Genomic DNA, 16,221 nt, shown 5'->3' on the forward strand with positions numbered 1-16,221 from the left:
CGATTTTCGAAAAGGGCTGCGGGTAACCGCGGCCCTTTTTCGTGTCCGGGGGATCCCGGCTTCAGGCAAATCCGAGGATCTTGGCGACTCCCGGCTTTCCGGTCAGCGGTAACTCGGTGGCGGTGAACGCGGCTTTGTCCAGATATCCCAGGGCGGCGAAAAGCCCGTCATTTCCGGGGAGGGGGGCCACGCTGGTGAGGACTCCGGATGGCCGTGTTTCGCCCGCGAGTTCGTCGCCCGCGACTACGCCTTCCTCCACCAGGAAGGTCGCAAGCCTGCGGTTCACCCGGCCCGCGCTTTTCATCCGGGAGAGCACTTCCTGCCCGATGTAGCAGCCCTTGTGGTAGGAGATGGCCGTGCGGTCGAGTCCTGCCTCCGGAGGGAGCATTCCGGGTGCGAGTTCCGCTCCCCAGGCCGGAACTCCGGCCGTGATCCGGCGGGTTTCGACTTCGTCATGCGAGAGGAAGGTCACTTCGGGGTTTGTTCCTGCGGGAAGCCAGAGGTCGTGGCCCACAATGCCGATTCGATTGGCTTTCCTGGTAAATCCAGGGGCTTCCGGGGGGGGGCAGGGGGAGTCGACCAAGTGGATCAATTGCCACGCGGACGAGAGATTCTCCACTTCCACATCATCTGCGATGAGGTAGCGGGTCAGCCGGTTCTCGAGTTCCTCAGCCTGCTCGGGCGGGCCTTCGATCCAGATCGACTCTTCGGGGCCACGGAACACATGGACCATGGCTTGCAGCTTTCCCTTTGCGTCGGTGACGCAGGAAGGCAGCGCCTCGTCGGTGAGATGGCGGACATCCTGGGTCAGTTGTCCGTTGAGGTAGCGCGCGGCATCCGGACCCTGGAAAGAGAGAATGCAGCGCCGTTCCAAGGGAAGGCTGATGGTCTTCATGTGTTGGGGTGAGGGGGCGCAAGGGACAGTCCTGATTCCCGACGGGTGACCGCGCGACGTCGCACCGGCGGTTGGGGGGGCAACCGGATGGCGGAGAATCCGAAGTCGCCCGTTGGATCAGGGCGACTCCTCGCGTTGCAGGGCAAGCTTTGCCAAATTGGCGGCTTGGGAGGTAATCTCCGTGATTTGCGGGTGGGTTGCCGGCTGGCCGTCCAGCACCATTTCGGTCCGTAGCTCCGATAGGATCTCGACCATGTCGAGGAAGGTCTTCCGCTCGGAGATCTGCGGTTCGAGGCCGCTGATGACGCCGGAATAGTAGTCCGCGATGTCCTCGCGCATGATATGGCGGGCTCTCTCAGGACTGAACTGCGTGTCGACGGCGGAGGATGATACCTGGAGGGCGCGAATCCATCCCCCGAGCGAGATCAGGTGTGCAAGGTCGGCATCGCGCAGGCTCACGAGCTCCAGTTCCACGTCTTTCTGGGTTGCGGCGAGTTCCTTCTTCAGCTGGACGACGTCTTGCTTGCGAGCGCTTTCCAGGAGGCTGGCAGCATGCCGGTTGACCCTTTCCCCGGCACCCAGGCCCTTGCCGTAGCGGGTGAGGTCGGCAGCAAGGCTCTCGACCTTGCCCAGTTCACCCGCTTGGACGACCAGAAATCCGTCCGCGATCAGGAATCCCAGTTCCACGGCCAGATCGGCGCGGTTCATGGGCATGTTGGCCGGCGTTTCGCGCTGGAACTTCAGCGTCGGCAAGGGCGCCAGAGCCTCCAGCGACTCGAAGATCCTGGCGATCGAAGGAGCGGTGAACTCGTTGATCGCGAGTTCCTCCCGAACGTGAGGATCCTCGAGAAGGTCGGCCGGGATGTCGGGTTTGGGTGCCTCCTGGGCGGCAACCGGGAGCCAGCCCGTCATGGCAGCGAGGGCAGCAGCGAGCGGCAAGCGTGAGATGTTCACCGGGGAAGGCTGGCATCGGAAGAAGTTTCCCGCAACTGGCAATGCACGGACGGGGAGGGCTTGGTAGGCCATGATCCCGGCTTGACTTGAAGGTTAAGACGTGTTGGCCTCCGGCCGCCCGGATTCTCTCAATTTCAGGCGCTTGCCGGGTTTCCGCCGGCCTCCACCATCCCGAGCCCATATGGATCTCTCCTCGCCTCTCTGGTACTTCTCCTACATCCTCGTCTTGATCGGTCTCGCCGGCTACGGATTCCACCGGTTGTGCATCGTCTACCTCTACCTGAGGCACTCCCGGAACAAGCCCGAGCCCAAGGAGCTGTTCTCGGAACTGCCGTTGGTGACCATCCAGTTGCCGGTGTTCAACGAAATGCACGTGGTGGACCGCTTGCTGGAGTCGGTGTCACGGCTGGACTACCCGCAGGACAAGCTGCAGATCCAGGTCCTCGACGATTCGACGGATGAAACCACCGAGATTTGCCGCGTCGGGGTCGAGAAGCTCCGTGGTCAGGGCTTTGATGCCGAGCTGATCCACCGCACCGACCGCACCGGCTTCAAGGCCGGTGCGCTGGAAAACGGTACCCGGTTCGCGAAAGGGGACTACCTGTTCATTTTGGACGCGGACTTCGTGCCGAACGCGGACGTTCTCCAGAAGACGATCCACTATTTCACCGACCAACGGATCGGGATGATCCAGACGCGCTGGGGACACCTCAACCGCACGTTCAACGTGTTGACCCGGATCCAGGCGATGTTCCTCGACGGTCACCTCGAGCTGGAACAAACCGCCCGCAATCGCAGCGGCCGCTTTTTCACCTTCAATGGCACTGCCGGTATCTGGCGGAAGTCGTGCATCGCCGACGCCGGTGGATGGGAGCACGATACCCTGACGGAGGACATGGATCTCAGCTACCGCGCCCAGCTGAAAGGGTGGCGCTTCATTTTCCTCAATGATGTCGAAACTCCGGCCGAGCTGCCGGTCGACATGGATGGTTTCAAGAGCCAGCAGCACCGCTGGACCAAGGGGTCGATCCAGGTTTGCAAAAAGGTCTTGCCGGCAATCTGGAGGGCGAAGGTGCCCCTCTACATCAAGATGGAGGCCACGGCGCACCTGACCTCGAACTTCGCCTACCTGATGCTGATCTGCCTGTGCTTCCTGATTTATCCGAACCAGCACGCGGCCCCGGATTTCGGGTCGTTGACACACTACATCATCAATGTGCCGATCTTCTTCTTCGCGTCGGTTTCGGTGATCGTGTTCTACCTCACCTCCCAGAAGGCCCTGCGCCCCAACACCTGGTGGAAGGAAGTTCCCTACCTGCCGCTGCTCCTCGCCCTTGGCATCGGGATGTCGATCAACAACGCCAAGGCGGTGATCGAAGCGATTTTCAATCATCAGTCGGCGTTCGTCCGCACCCCCAAGTACGGCATCGACCAGAAGCCGAAGGCCGATTGGAAGCGCAGCAGCTACAAGGCGATGAAGACCCTCACGCCGGTGGTGGAGCTGTTGTTCGGCTTCTTTTTCCTGTTTGTGGTCGTGGAGGCCGCGATGCAGGGCCGCTGGTCGTCGGCAATTCTTCTGCTTCCCTTCCCCATCGGATTTTTCTATACTTCCCTATCGTCATTGGCACGCATGCTGCCCTCCGGCCGCGTGACCTCGGACGAGACTGCTGAAAACATTCCTCACGACTCTTAACATCACCCATGATCAGGCGAATCCTGCATTCCGCCCTTCTTATTGCCTTGGCGATGCCAGCGGCGCTCTCCCTGAGCAGCTGCGGCACCGGGAAAGACACCCGCAACCAGATGGTAGTGAGTGTCCGCGACCAGCGGATGCTGCTGATTCACGACGGCAAGCCCGTCAAGACCTACACCGTCTCGACCTCCAAGTTCGGGATCGGTTCGAGGACTGGGAGCAACTGCACACCGCTCGGTCGTCATGAGGTCGCTCGGAAAATCGGTGACGGTGCCCCTCCGGGAATGGTGTTCAAGAGCCGTCGCGCAACCGGTGAAATCCTCAAGCCGAACCAGCCGGGCCGCGATCCCGTGGTCAGCCGGATTCTTTGGCTCAATGGCAAGGAGCAGGGGAATCGGAATACCTTCGGGCGCTGCGTATACATCCACGGCACGCCTGAAGAATGGCGGCTTGGAACCCCGGCTTCCTACGGATGTATCCGAATGGGGATGAAGGATGTCGTTGATCTCTACAACCGAGTTGGCGAGGGCGCGGAAGTCCGCGTGATGCGCGGATCGCTGCTCGATACCTGGGAAGGTCAGGAGTACGCGCGCCAACACTCGACTGAAAAACTCCTCGGGGTCGCAAAAAGGTAATTACTTCCCGCGAGACAAGCTTGACAGGCGGGCTTCTCCTCCTAAATTGCCGCCCCCGCGCGACCTTGGTCGCTTCAACCGTCCGATCTTTCTACCATGGCCAATCACAAGTCCGCCCTCAAGCGAGTCCGTCAGACCAAAGTCCGCACGGAGCGCAACCGCGCCCGCAAGCAGACCATCAAGACGCTCCGCAAGAAGACCCTTGCCGCCGTCGTCGCTTCCGACAAACCGCTGGCCGGCCAGTCGTTGTCGGAGTTTTCTTCCGCCGTCGACAAGGCCGCGAAGAAGGGCTTGATTCACAAGAACAAGGCGGCAAATTTGAAGAGCAAGGCCGCCAAGGCCATTGCCTCCATTGCCTGAACCGCTTCCGGACGGTTTTTGTTTTTTGAAGCGGCTCCGGTTTCCGGTGCCGCTTCTTCATTTAGGTTGGAAAGACCATGAGCATGCCCAGCAACGAATCCGATTCCCGCGAAGCCAAGGCGGCCAAGATCGCCGCCAATCCCAGCGGCTACAAGGTTTGTGAGGGCTGCGATTCGATTGTGGGCAGCAGCGTGGTGCTTTGCCCGAATTGCCACAGCTACCGGTTCGATCCGGCGCCGGATGTCGTGAGGCGTCAGGCGCTTGCCTTGGGTTCACGCGAACAGACCTCGGTGACCGCCGGAGACCTGACCTGAGGGAGTTGGCACCCCTGGTGAGGCCAACGTCATCATGACTGGTGCGATGGCAGCGTGGCGAGTCCTCCCCGTCGTTGCCGACGGCCGATGCGGGGGCGAATTGCGGTGCAGGAATGAGCATGTCAGGAAGAACGCGAAAAAATTTGAGAAAATCGGGAACAAATTCCTCATTGCAGGGTTCTCAGGACAGGCTATCCAACGAGAGTCCAATCAATCACCATAAACAACGACCCATGAAATTGCTGATCAGTTCATTCGCCGCCGCGCTTCTCTGCTCGCCGCTCGCCTTCGCAGATTGCGACAAGTGCAAGGATAAGGAAACCAAGGAAGAGACCGTTGCTCTCGCCGGCAAGTGCAAGGACGGCGACTGCGACAAGGAGGAAGACACCGCCCTCGCCGGCAAGTGCAAGGACGGCGACTGCGACAAGGAGGAAGACACCGCCCTCGCCGGCAAGTGCAAGGACGGCGACTGCGACAAGGAGGAAGACACCGCCCTCGCCGGCAAGTGCAAGGACGGTGACTGCGACAAGGAGGAAGACACCGCCCTCGCCGGCAAGTGCAAGGACGGCGATTGCGACAAGGAGGAAGACACTGCCCTCGCTCACTGCGGCAAGTGCAAGAAGGACAAGGAGCACGAAGAAAAGGAAGAAGGCACCCTCGCCTGATCCCATTCGGACCCTTTCGATTTTCTCGAGCCGCCGGACCCCCGGCGGCTTTTTTGTGTCGGGTATCAGCCGCGGGGATGGAATTTCTTGTGCACCGCTTTCAAGCGGGCGCCATCGACATGGGTGTAGATTTGGGTCGTCGAGATGTCCGCATGGCCCAGCAATTCCTGGATCACCCGTAAATCGGCCCCGCCTTCCAGCAAATGGGTCGCAAAGGAATGCCGTAGCAGGTGGGGGTAGATGCTTTGTTCAATCCCGGCGAACGCAGCCCTTTCCTTGACGATCTGACGGACACGGTCCGGTGACAGGCGCGTGCCGCGGACGCTGATGAATACTTCGGAGGAGGTCCGTTTGGTGACCAGTTGCGGACGCTCATTGGTGAGATAGGCTGCGATGGAATCCCTGGCGCGACCACCCACTGGAACGATGCGGGTCTTGTTGCCCTTGCCCGTCACCCGGATGAATCCTTCGTCCAGATCCAGGCCTTCGAGCCTGACGGAACAAAGTTCGGAGAGTCGGAGGCCGGAGGCGTAGAACAACTCAAGCATCGCAAGGTCCCTACGCCCGAGTGGTTGGTTGGGATCGATGGAATCCAGCAAGGCCTTTACTTCGCACGGATGCAGCGTTTCGGGGAGGTGTTGTTCCGGGCGGGGCGAAAGCAATGGTTCCGCCGGATCCATCGGAAGTCTTCCGCGGGCGGCGAGCCAGCGGAAGAAGATCTTGAGGTGCACGGTGGTGATCCGCAGCGACGATGCTGCCAGCCCATCGCCCTTCCGGGCCGCCAGAAATGCAGTCAGCTCGTCGGTGCCAACATCGGAAAGAGGGAGGGATTGTTTCTCCAGATGGGTAGCCAGTGCCTCCAGCGATTGGCGCACGGACAACTGGTAGGCGGCCGAAAGCCCGCGCTCGGTTGCCAGGAACAGCATGAACCCGTCGATCTCAGCCTCCACGCCCCGACTATGAATGGATTGGAGTGAAACGCGAGCCGGGGCTGTTGGTGTTCAAGGACGCTTCTTTGCCCGGTGTTCCCCGTTCTGATGGAGAACGAGTCCGGTGACGGGGGTTGCCGGCGACTCTCGTTCGAACTCGATTTCCGCATCGACCACATCGTAGGCAAAATGGCCGGGCTTTGTCTGGAAGACCGGGTAGGGAGGCTGGCCGGTAACCTGGGCAAACAAGGTATGTCCCTTGATCGACACGGTGATCACCTGATCCGGCGAGAGCTCGTATTCGCCGGTGAGTTCCTTCCATTCGTCGACCGCCGGAAACTGTAGTTCGGGAACCGGCTGGTCGATCCGGCGGGCCGCGAGTTCACGGCCGTTTTGCAGAAGTGTCAGCGACGCCACCTTTTCATCCACGCGCTTGAACTGGATCTCGGCGGCGATCGATTGGTAGCGGAACCGGTCGTCCCCGACCGGCTTGACCGGGGCGAAGGGCTGGCCGGTCAACCGGATCCGGAGCTCGTCATCGACCCGCAGTACCGTGAAAATGGCCTTTGGACCCATTTGGTAAACGCCCACGTATGCGTCGAGCTCTTCCGCCGGCAGCTCCACCGTGGCGACATTCCCGAGGGGCGCGTCACGGGTGGCACGGACCACCGATTCGGCGGGCATCGCGTCGTTGTTGATCAAGACCACCCTCACCGTTTCCCGGGCGGGAATGACCTGCAGCATGGAGCGGTAACCGCCGGTTCCACCGCTGTGTTCGAAAACCGGATCCCCGTCGATCTTGCCGATGATGATGCCCAGACCAATCTCCGCCCCGAAGTCGTTGTAGGGCGCCCGCGTCTTCATCGCCTCTTGGGTCGGCTCGGCGAGCGCCGAATTCCGGGGGGCGAGCAGTGCTTTCCCGAAGACCAACAAGTCGGCGGCCGTCGAGCGCAGTGCTCCGGCTCCGGCTAGGGCTTGGAAATGCCACGAGTGATGTTCCTTGGCGCCGCGGTGGGGTGGCGCCAGGCGCTTTTCCTGGAATTCGCTCAAGGTCACGACGGTGTCGCTCATGCCAAGCGGGGTGGTGATCTTCTCCTTTACCAGTTCCTCCCAGGGCTTTCCGTGGAGCTCCGAAAGCAGGTCTCCGAGCAAGCCCATTCCGAGATTCGAGTACGCGGCAGGGTACGGGGGCTCTCCTTCAATCACGGCACCCGCCAGGTAGGCGTGGAGGAGCTGCCGGTCGTAGTTGGCGTAGGGATCATCCGAGGCGTCGGGGTTCGGGCCGATGTTCCCCGGCAGGCGGGGCAGGCCGCTGGTGTGGGTGGCGAGCTGCAGCAGGGTGATGTTGCCGACCTTGGAGTCCTTGAATGCGATCTCGCCGCCCAGTAGTTCCTTCAGCGTCGATTCGTAGCGCACTTTCCCGTCCAGCACGCTGTCGGCCAAGAGGATCCCGGTGAAGACCTTGCTGATGGAACCGATTTCGAACAGCTGCTTCTCCGGTGCGATTCCGGCAGGCCCCGACGTGCCATGTTCCGAGAAGGAAGCCTTTCCCTTGATCCATTCACCGGTGACGATGCCGCCGGCTGGGAGATGGCCCGCGATTCCGGAAGCCGCTTCGGCCAAAGGCTTGTCGGCCAGCGCCGGGAGAATTGCGGCGAGGAGGAAAGAAAGGGAGAGGGCGCGCGACATTCGGCAATCCTTCGCCGCCGGGAGGCCGAAGACCAGTTCGGAATCGCGGGGTCAGCGGAACAGCAAGACCGGCACCTGGCAGGTGCGGATCAGACTGGTCGTGGTGCTGCCGAGGATCAACTGACGTACCCTTGAGTGGCCGTAGGCGCCCATCACCAGGAGGTCGGCCGAGCGCTTGCCAAGCTCCGCGGCGATCACTTCCTCCGGCTCGCCCGGGAGGAGATCGGCCGTGACCGCAAAACCGGCTCCTTGGAGGCCGGCTGCCGCGGCCTTCAGCGACCGCTCCAGCTCGCCACCGGGTTTACCGACGGCCACCAAATGGCATTCCATCCCCCGCAGGAGCGGATCGGTGGCGACGTGATGAACCGCCTTGAGGGCGCTCGAGCCGCCGTCGAAAGCAATCAGGAAGCGACTCGGCGCCTTGAATTCACGGGCGGCCACCAGTACCGGGATCGAGGCGCTGCGGACCACCCGCTCGAGGTTGCTGCCGAGGTGCCCCTTGGAAAAGTCGGCGTGTTCTCCGCGCTTGCCGATCACCACGATGGCTGCGTCCTTTTCGAAGTTCTCGACGGTTTCCACGACCGAGCCATGGCGTTGGGTCAAGGTGGCCTTGTCGCCGAGCTGTTTGCCGGCATCGTCAAGGATCGCCTTGCCGCGCAGGCGGGCGACGCGGGCGTGGGACTCGTCGAGCTTGGCCAGCTCGTCGAGCAGTTCGGCGTTCGCGTCGAATCCGATCGTTCCGCTCAAGTCGCCGCCGGCGAGGTGTTCGTCGCGCTCGATGACATGGAGCACGTGGACACCGGCGTCGATCCTGCCGGCGGCCCAGGCCGCGTGCTGATAGATGCTGGGGGCGTAGAGCGAGCCGTCGGTACAGGCGAGAACGGTGGACATGGTCATCTTGGATTTCAGTGTTCGAGCATCCGCTCCAGGGCGTCCGGCTTGTCGTGGATGGCCAGCTTGTCGACGATGGTGGCGCTGGCCTCGTTCATGCCAAGGATTTCCACCTCGGTGCCTTCGCGGCGGAACTTGAGGACCACCTTGTCGAGGGCTCCGACCGAGGTCAGGTCCCAGAAGTGCGCGTGGGAAACGTCGATCACCACCTTGGCGACGGCTTCCTTGAAGTCGAAGCCGGCGGCGAAGTCATCGGCGGAGGCGAAGAAGACCTGCCCGCGCACCGTGTAGGTGCGGGTTTCCCCGTCGAGCTCGCTGGTGACGCGGATGACCTGGGAGACCTTGCGGGCGAAGAACAGGGCGCTGAGCAGCACTCCGACCCCGACCCCCAACGCGAGATTGTGGGTCCAGACGACGGTCGCGACGGTGGCGAGCATGACCGTGCTGGTGGTCTTGGGATGGACGGTGAGGTTTTTGAAGGAGGCCCAGTTGAAAGTGCCGATCGACACCATCACCATCACCGCGACCAGCGCGGCCATCGGAATCAATTTCACCCAGTCGCTGAGGAGGAGCAGCAGAAGCAACAGCACCACCCCGGCCGTGAGGGTGGAAAGCCGGGTGCGTCCGCCGGATTTCACGTTGATCACCGATTGGCCGATCATCGCGCAGCCGGCCATGCCGCCGAAGAGACCGGCGACGACGTTGGCGATACCCTGTCCGCGGGCCTCGCGGTTCTTGTCGCTGGTCGTGTCGGTGAGTTCATCGACGATCTGGGTGGTCATCAGTGACTCCAGCAGGCCGACCACCGCGAGTCCGATCGAGTAGGGGAAGATGATCGCCAGGGTCTCGAGGTTCATCGGGACCTGCGGCCAAAGGAAGGGCGGCAAGGTGTCGGGGAGTTCGCCGAGGTCGCCGACGCGGCGGACGTCGAGCTTCATCACGACGGCGATGACCGTCATGACCAGGATGCAAACCAGGGGCGAGGGCACTGCCTTGGTCAGGCGAGGCAGCAAGTAGATGATCGCCAAACCGCCGGCGACCATCGCGTAGGTGATCCAGCTGACGCCGTCGATGCCCAGGTTCAGCTCGGGCAGCTGGGCCATGAAAATGAGGATAGCAAGGGCGTTGACGAATCCGGTCATCACCGACTTCGAGACGAAGCGCATCACGTCGCCGATCCGGATCATGCCCAGGATAAACTGCAGGACCCCGGTGAGGAGCGTGGCCGCCAGCAGATACTGGAGGCCGTGCTCCTTGACCAAGGTGACCATCAGCAGGGCCATCGCGCCGGTGGCCGCGGAAATCATGCCGGGGCGGCCGCCGACGAAGGCGATTACGATCGCGATGCAGAACGAGGCGTAGAGCCCGACCTTGGGATCGACGCCGGCGATGATCGAGAAAGCAATGGCTTCGGGGATCAGCGCGAGCGCCACCACGATGCCGGCGAGCAGGTCGCCGCGGAGGTTGGAAAACCAAGCGGAATGAAGGGAGCGGGAAGGCATGGAGGCAAGGGAGTTCCACGGCGCCAGAGCGGCGCCTTCCGGAGCGGGGGAAGCGTCCCCCCGGGCTCGGGCGGCGGATGCTCCGGGCGAAGGCCCCGTGGAACAAGGTTTTTCTCCCCGCGGGAGAGCAGCTTCAGTCGAGCCGGAAGTTCGGGCTCTGGCTGAGGAATCGCTTGGGATTCTCGAACAAAACCCGGTCGATTTCCGCCGCGCTGTGTTGCCGTTTCTTCATCTCGAAGCCGCACTTGACCACGGCCAGGGGATCGGAGACGCCCCAGTCACAAGCCGAGTTCAACCACAGCCGGCTGCTGTCGCAGGTTTCCAGCATGTCGATCGCGCGGTTGGGGGTGCACTTGCTTTCCGGGTAAAGCGTCATACCGGCCCAGTAGCCCTGGTCCTGGACGATCCCGACCGTGTGCTCCTCGACGTGGTCGATGATCACCTTGCCGCGGTCCAGTTTCGAAAACGAGGCGAGCGAATCGAGGATCAGCTTGGTACCCTTGAGCTTGTCCTCAAGGTGAGGGGTGTGGATTAGGATCGGCAGGTCGCGGTCGAGCGCGAGCTGGACGTGTTCCTCGAAAATGGCGAGCTCGCTCCTGGTGTTCTTGTTGAGGCCGATCTCGCCGATCCCAAGCACGGTCGGCTTGTCGAGGAATTCGGGGATGATGGCCATCACCTCGCGGGCAAAGCCGGCGTCCTCGGCTTCCTTGGGGTTGATGCACAGCCAGCAGAAGTGCGGGATGCCGTATTTAGCCGCCCGTTTCGGCTCGTACTCGGTGAGCTGGCGGTAGTAGTCGTAAAATCCGGCCGGGGACGAGCGGTCGAAACCAGCCCAGAAGGCGGGCTCACAGAGCGCGGCACATCCGGCGAGGGCGAGCTTTTCGTAATCGTCCGTGGTGCGGCTGACCATGTGGGCGTGGGGCTCGATGTACTTCATGAAGATCAGACAGGGAGTTCCGGGATGAACGGGTGATCAGGCCTGCGGGGCGCCGAAAGCTCCCTGGAAAGTGGCTTTTTCAGCGGGTTCGGTGGAGTGGTCGGAGAGCGCCTCGAGGACGGCCCTGGCCCGGTCGGGGCGGTCGGAAAGGAGGATCGGCAGCGCCTTCTTCAGGCCGTCGAAGCGGAAATCGGTCTCCCCGGGGTGCCGCTCGATCCGGTCGAGGAAGGCGGCGATGTCGATCAACTTGTACCGCGCATCCATGAAGTGGAGGTCGAGGATGTCCTTCTTGCTGGGCATGGCGGCACTCTACGTCCGGATCCCCGCGATTCCCACAGGGAAAATCCGCGGAGATCTCCTGCGGCAATCTAAACCTTCCACCGGCCGGCGACATCCTGTGTATTGAACTCCATGGAGTCCGCCAAAGACCCGGGCGAGGAGGGGTTCGTCACCGAGTTGACCAATCACCAGACCGCCATGCTCGCCTTCATCCGCTCCCTGATGCCCGGGTCGTCGGGAGCCCGGGACCTGCTGCAGGAGGTCAATGTGATCCTGTGGCAGAAGCGGGCCCAGTTCGAGCCCGGCTCCAGCTTCAAGGCCTGGTCGTTCCAGGTCGTCCGCTATCACCTGATGAACCACCGGCGCCGGCTCGCCTCGAAAGGGTGGCTGGTCTTTGACGACGATCTGGTCGAGCGGATTTCGCCGGCACTGGAGGCCGATCCCGACGAACTGGAGGCGCGCCATCAGGCCTTGCGTCAGTGTCTCGAGCGCCTGCGGCCGAAGGATCGGGCGCTGCTGGAACACCGCTATGCCAGCGGTGCCCCGCTCAGCGAATACGCGGCATCGATCAAGCGCAGTACGGGCACCCTCAAGGCCACCCTTTTCAATCTCCGGCGGACCTTGAGGACCTGCGTGGAACGGCGATTCCAGGACCAGGGACTCCCCTTGCCATGAAGTTATCCGACCAGCAACTGGTGGCGGAAGCCTTCGAGGGGACGCTCGACGAGGCTGGATTCCGCAAGCTCCAGGACCGGCTGCGCGCCGAGCCCGGCTTGTTGGCTCTCTATCGGGAGCAGGCGATGCTGCATCATTCCCTGGCCGAGGAGTTCGATGGCCGGCGGATGATCGGCGGCGAACCCCGGGATCTCGCGGCAAGGTCACGGCGGCTGCCTTTGCTGGTCGCGGTGCTCTGCCTGACGGGACTGATATTCGCAGCTTGGAAGTGGCTCGGCGCACCGCACGGGAACGAGGAGGTGTTCGCGGGAAATCCTGAGTCCCCCGTTGCGCCCGCGGCCCCATCCTCCGGGATCATCGAGGAGCGGGTGCTGTTGCGCGATCGATTTGACTCCGGACCGCCGCTTGCCGGCCGGCAGCCTGGGACGGGCGAGAGCCATTGGCGCTTGGAGCGGGGTGCTCCGGAATTGACCGGGGATCATCTCGACGGGAGCAACTACGAGGCCTATTTCACGCTGCCCGCCGACGGCTTGTCGGCGGAGTTCCCGGTGCTGTTAGTCACGGTGACGACGGCCGCTCCGGCCGGGCCGCCCTTCCACTCCCCAGGGTGGGCCGGCGTCAGCCTTTACCAGGACGGCTATGAAATCTGCTTCTTCGGCGACAGTTACGGCAACGGCGGGACCTGGTCACTGGATGTCAAACGCAGGCTGCCCCCGATCATTTCGACGCCTCCCGTCCAGGGGGCGCAGACGATGTCCTTGAGCTACGACCGGCGGGACGGCACCGTGGGGCTCTATCAAGGAAGCACGGCCGAAGGAGCGCCCCTCGCGGCCTCGAAGTTGCTGCCCGGCTTGAAATTCGACCAGGTGCGGATCGGGGCTTCGGAGGGCGCGAGCTTCCCCGTTGCGCTCCTGGAGCTTCGTTCGGCCAGCGGCTTGCCGGAGTGAGCGGCGCGCGGATCATTGCTGGCGAAACCTCCCGGCGGTGAAAGAATGTCGTGTTCAATCCCGTCCCGCCTGTCGAACGCATGCGTCCCTTTCTCGCCCTGGCCTGCCTGTTTTCCGCGGTTTCCGCCGAAGAACCGCACTGGGCCTATGTACCGCCGGTGAAGGCCGGGGTGCCGGAGGGGGCTCATCCGGTGGACGCCCTCCTGACGGCCACCTGGGAACAGGACAAGCTCGTGCCCGCGCCGCTGGCCGAGCCGCGGCAGTGGCTGGCGAGGGCCGCGTACACGTTGACCGGCCTGCCGCCGACGGACGGGCAGTTGCGGCGCATCGAGTCGAACCCCGACGAGGCGACCTGGGCGGCCCTGATCGATGAGTTGCTGGCGAGCCCCGCCTACGGCGAGCGCTGGGCCCGCCATTGGATGGACGTGGCCCGCTACGCCGACACCCGCGGCTACAATTTCGATCAGGACAACCGCTATCCGTTCGCCTACACCTACCGCGACTGGCTGATCCGCGCCTTCAACGAGGATCTTCCCTACGATAGCTTCGTGAAACTCCAGGTCGCGGCCGATCACCTGGTGGACCGGCCGGACCACCCGGATCTCGCTGCACTGGGCTTTTTGACGGTCGGCCTGCGCGGCGGCGGAGTGGAAACGATCGACGACCGCGTCGATGTGGTGACCCGCGGGTTCCTGTCGAGCACCGTCGCCTGTGCCCGCTGCCACGATCACAAGACCGACCCGATTTCCACCGAGGACTACTACTCGCTCTATTCCATCTTCGAGAACACCGACGAGCCGGAGGAAAAGCCGGTGATCGGCAAGCCGGCGGACGAGGCGGCGTTCCAAGCCTATCAGGTCGAGGTCGGCAAGCTCGAGGACGCCGACCGCGCCGTCCGCCAGCAACTGGTCGACCATGTCCGCTCGAAAGAGGCGCTGCCGAACTACCTCGAGTTGGCGTGGAGGGCGAAGAAGGAGGACTGGAACCATGGCAAGGCCACCAGTGAAGGGTTCAAGCGCGGCCGCCTGCGGCCGAACGCCCTGCTGCGCTGGCGCGACTTTCTCAATGAACATGCCTGGAGCGAAGGCGCATCCCCGCGCCTGAAGCTGTGGGCCGAGGGAATGGATGCCGCCGCGGACGACGGTGCGAGGAAGGCGCTCTGCGAGGCCCTCGCCGGGGAATGGCTGGGCGCGGGGGAGGGAAGTGAACTCGCCGGGCTGTCCGCCAACGGCGGCTGTCCGCTCAGCTACGGCGTGGACCGCATCAGCCAGTTCATGGACGTCGAGGATGGCAATCAACGACGCCAGCGGGTCGGGGCGATGAGCAAGTTGATGGCCGAGCACCCCGGCTCGCCGCCGCGGGCGATGTCCCTCGGCGACCGCCCGGAATGGTCGAAGGCCGTTGTCTTCAAACGGGGCAACCCGGCGAACCGCGGGGAGCCGTTCGAGCGCCACTGGCTCGGGTTTCTCGGCGGCGGGCCTTTCGCTGAAGGCAAGAGCCCGCGGTTGTCCCTCGCGGAAAAGATCGCGGATCCGTCCAACCCGCTGACCGCACGGGTCATCGTCAACCGGGTGTGGGCCTGGCATTTCGGCGCACCGCTGGCGGAACCCGGGGATTTCGGGCCGCAGACGCCGGTTCCTCCCTTGCTGTCCTTGCTCGATACCCTCGCGGTGGAGTTCGAGGAAAGCGGATGGTCGCTCAAGCAGCTGCAACGCCGCATCCTGACCTCGCAGTCGTTCCGGCGTGGTGCCGAGGGGGCGGCGGAAAACGACCGGATCGACGAGGCCAACACCCGGTTCTGGAAGTGGAACCGGCGGCGGCTGGATTTCGAGTCGATGCGCGACCGGGTGCTGGCGGCGGGGGGCTCGCTTGACATCGGGAGCACCGGCGGGCGTTCGGTCCGGCTGGAGGATCCCGCTGCCGATGCGCGGCGCAGCGTGTATGCCTTTGTCGATCGCTATGCCCTGCCGGGCACCTTTGTTTCCTTCGATCTGCCCCATCCCGACCATCACAGCCCGAAGCGCGTGGACACCACGGTGCCGCAGCAGGCGCTCTATTTCCTGAACGGCCCGATGGTGCTGCGCCAGGCGGCGAAGCTGGCGGCGGATCCGGCGTTCCGCGACCTGCCGGACGACCGGGCGAGGGTTCACCTGATCTATCAGAAGTTGTTCCGCCGCGTGCCGTCGGACGACGAGGTGCTGCTGGCCCTGGATTGGATCGGCAGTGCGGCACCGGCCGACTATGCACCGCCCTTGGGGGGCTACTGGGAAGTCCGTCACGCGCCGGACGGCGGTGCTCCGACCGATTCCCTCGAAGCCTTCCCGATTTTTGCGGACGGCGTGTGGAAGACCGGTCCGGATCCGGCGACGGCACCGGTGCGCTGGCTGAATGCGGGCCCGAACGGCGGGCATGCCTCGGCTCACCACGTGATGGTCTTGCGCTGGCGTGCCGCCGGCGCGGGGCAGGTGAAGATGAGCGGCAGCTTGCGACGGACCCAGAAAGGCGGCGACACCTTGGCCTGGCGGATCGACGGCAAGGGAATGGTCCAGTCCGAGGGGCAACTACCCGCGGAGGCGAGCGCTGAAATGGAAGGCAGCTGGGTGACCGTCGAGGCCGGTGACGCCCTCGATCTGGTGATCCGGGCGCCGCAAGGCGACGCTTGTGGCGGCGTGGCTTGGACCGTGAAAGTCCAGGGTCGGGAAAACGACTCGGCCGGCCTGGTGGAGCTGGGAGATTTCGCCTCACAATTCCCGATCTCGAACGATCCCCCTGCCGCCGCCGCGGCGCCGGACCCGTGGGCCGACCTGATCCAGATGCTGCTCGCATCGAACGAATTCCACTTCATCGACTGATTCC

The 16,221-nt window shown here is 63.5% G+C and carries 16 protein-coding genes; 8 read left to right on the forward strand and 8 right to left on the reverse strand.

The annotated features are described in order from the left end of the window. Positions 1-61: 61 nt before the first annotated feature. Positions 62-895 (reverse strand): CAF17-like 4Fe-4S cluster assembly/insertion protein YgfZ, encoded by an 834-nt coding sequence (ygfZ, locus tag IG178_RS03405; protein WP_193211102.1) that lies wholly within the window; start codon positions 893-895, stop codon positions 62-64. Positions 896-1,012: 117 nt separating this feature from the next. Continuing rightward, positions 1,013-1,849 carry a hypothetical protein gene (locus IG178_RS03410; RefSeq protein WP_193211103.1) on the reverse strand — a complete coding sequence of 279 codons (837 nt, stop codon included), beginning with the start codon at positions 1,847-1,849 and terminating at the stop codon, positions 1,013-1,015. A 181-nt stretch (positions 1,850-2,030) separates the two neighbouring features. Here IG178_RS03410 and IG178_RS03415 point away from each other — a divergent pair, with 181 nt between their 5' ends. The 5 genes from IG178_RS03415 to IG178_RS03435 all read left to right on the forward strand — a co-directional run bounded on the left by IG178_RS03415 (position 2,031) and on the right by IG178_RS03435 (position 5,516). After that, entirely contained in the window at positions 2,031-3,542 is a 1,512-nt protein-coding gene (locus IG178_RS03415; protein WP_193211104.1) for a cellulose synthase family protein, read from the forward strand. Between the two features lie 8 nt (positions 3,543-3,550). Continuing rightward, positions 3,551-4,177: a L,D-transpeptidase gene (locus tag IG178_RS03420; protein ID WP_226894711.1), complete on the forward strand. Its 627-nt coding sequence runs from the start codon at positions 3,551-3,553 to the stop codon at positions 4,175-4,177. A gap of 96 nt (positions 4,178-4,273) precedes the next feature. Beyond that, positions 4,274-4,537 (forward strand): 30S ribosomal protein S20, encoded by a 264-nt coding sequence (gene rpsT, locus IG178_RS03425; RefSeq protein WP_193211105.1) that lies wholly within the window; start codon positions 4,274-4,276, stop codon positions 4,535-4,537. A 77-nt stretch (positions 4,538-4,614) separates the two neighbouring features. Then, complete coding sequence (locus IG178_RS03430; RefSeq protein WP_193211106.1) at positions 4,615-4,851, forward strand: hypothetical protein; 237 nt, start codon at positions 4,615-4,617, stop codon at positions 4,849-4,851. 233 nt (positions 4,852-5,084) lie between these two features. Continuing rightward, on the forward strand, positions 5,085-5,516 hold the full coding sequence (locus IG178_RS03435; protein ID WP_193211107.1) for a hypothetical protein: 432 nt from the start codon (positions 5,085-5,087) through the stop codon (positions 5,514-5,516). 65 nt (positions 5,517-5,581) lie between these two features. Here IG178_RS03435 and IG178_RS03440 read toward each other — a convergent pair whose 3' ends face one another. From IG178_RS03440 to IG178_RS03465, 6 genes are all read right to left on the reverse strand, one after another. After that, on the reverse strand, positions 5,582-6,466 hold the full coding sequence (locus IG178_RS03440; protein ID WP_193211108.1) for a tyrosine recombinase: 885 nt from the start codon (positions 6,464-6,466) through the stop codon (positions 5,582-5,584). A 51-nt stretch (positions 6,467-6,517) separates the two neighbouring features. After that, positions 6,518-8,134: a serine hydrolase gene (locus IG178_RS03445; RefSeq protein WP_193211109.1), complete on the reverse strand. Its 1,617-nt coding sequence runs from the start codon at positions 8,132-8,134 to the stop codon at positions 6,518-6,520. Positions 8,135-8,185: 51 nt separating this feature from the next. Further along, the gene (locus IG178_RS03450; RefSeq protein WP_193211110.1) at positions 8,186-9,025 is read right to left on the reverse strand and encodes a universal stress protein; all 840 of its coding nucleotides are present in this window, start codon (positions 9,023-9,025) and stop codon (positions 8,186-8,188) included. A 14-nt stretch (positions 9,026-9,039) separates the two neighbouring features. Further along, a complete protein-coding gene (locus IG178_RS03455; protein ID WP_193211111.1) occupies positions 9,040-10,527 on the reverse strand; it encodes a SulP family inorganic anion transporter in 1,488 nt (495 codons plus the stop codon). A 133-nt stretch (positions 10,528-10,660) separates the two neighbouring features. Next, positions 10,661-11,464 carry a TatD family hydrolase gene (locus IG178_RS03460; RefSeq protein WP_193211112.1) on the reverse strand — a complete coding sequence of 268 codons (804 nt, stop codon included), beginning with the start codon at positions 11,462-11,464 and terminating at the stop codon, positions 10,661-10,663. Between the two features lie 36 nt (positions 11,465-11,500). After that, a complete protein-coding gene (locus IG178_RS03465; RefSeq protein ID WP_226894713.1) occupies positions 11,501-11,764 on the reverse strand; it encodes a hypothetical protein in 264 nt (87 codons plus the stop codon). 111 nt (positions 11,765-11,875) lie between these two features. Here IG178_RS03465 and IG178_RS03470 point away from each other — a divergent pair, with 111 nt between their 5' ends. The 3 genes from IG178_RS03470 to IG178_RS03480 all read left to right on the forward strand — a co-directional run bounded on the left by IG178_RS03470 (position 11,876) and on the right by IG178_RS03480 (position 16,217). Beyond that, the gene (locus IG178_RS03470; protein ID WP_193211113.1) at positions 11,876-12,418 is read left to right on the forward strand and encodes a sigma-70 family RNA polymerase sigma factor; all 543 of its coding nucleotides are present in this window, start codon (positions 11,876-11,878) and stop codon (positions 12,416-12,418) included. Next, complete coding sequence (locus IG178_RS03475; RefSeq protein WP_193211114.1) at positions 12,415-13,365, forward strand: hypothetical protein; 951 nt, start codon at positions 12,415-12,417, stop codon at positions 13,363-13,365. Before IG178_RS03470 ends, IG178_RS03475 begins: the two co-directional genes overlap by 4 nt. Before the next feature lie 80 nt (positions 13,366-13,445). Further along, complete coding sequence (locus IG178_RS03480; protein ID WP_193211115.1) at positions 13,446-16,217, forward strand: DUF1549 and DUF1553 domain-containing protein; 2,772 nt, start codon at positions 13,446-13,448, stop codon at positions 16,215-16,217. Positions 16,218-16,221: the final 4 nt, after the last annotated feature.

The sequence above is a fragment of the Neoluteolibacter marinus genome, assembly GCF_014904755.1.
In the GTDB taxonomy this organism is placed as follows: Bacteria; Verrucomicrobiota; Verrucomicrobiia; order Verrucomicrobiales; family Akkermansiaceae; genus Haloferula; species Haloferula marina.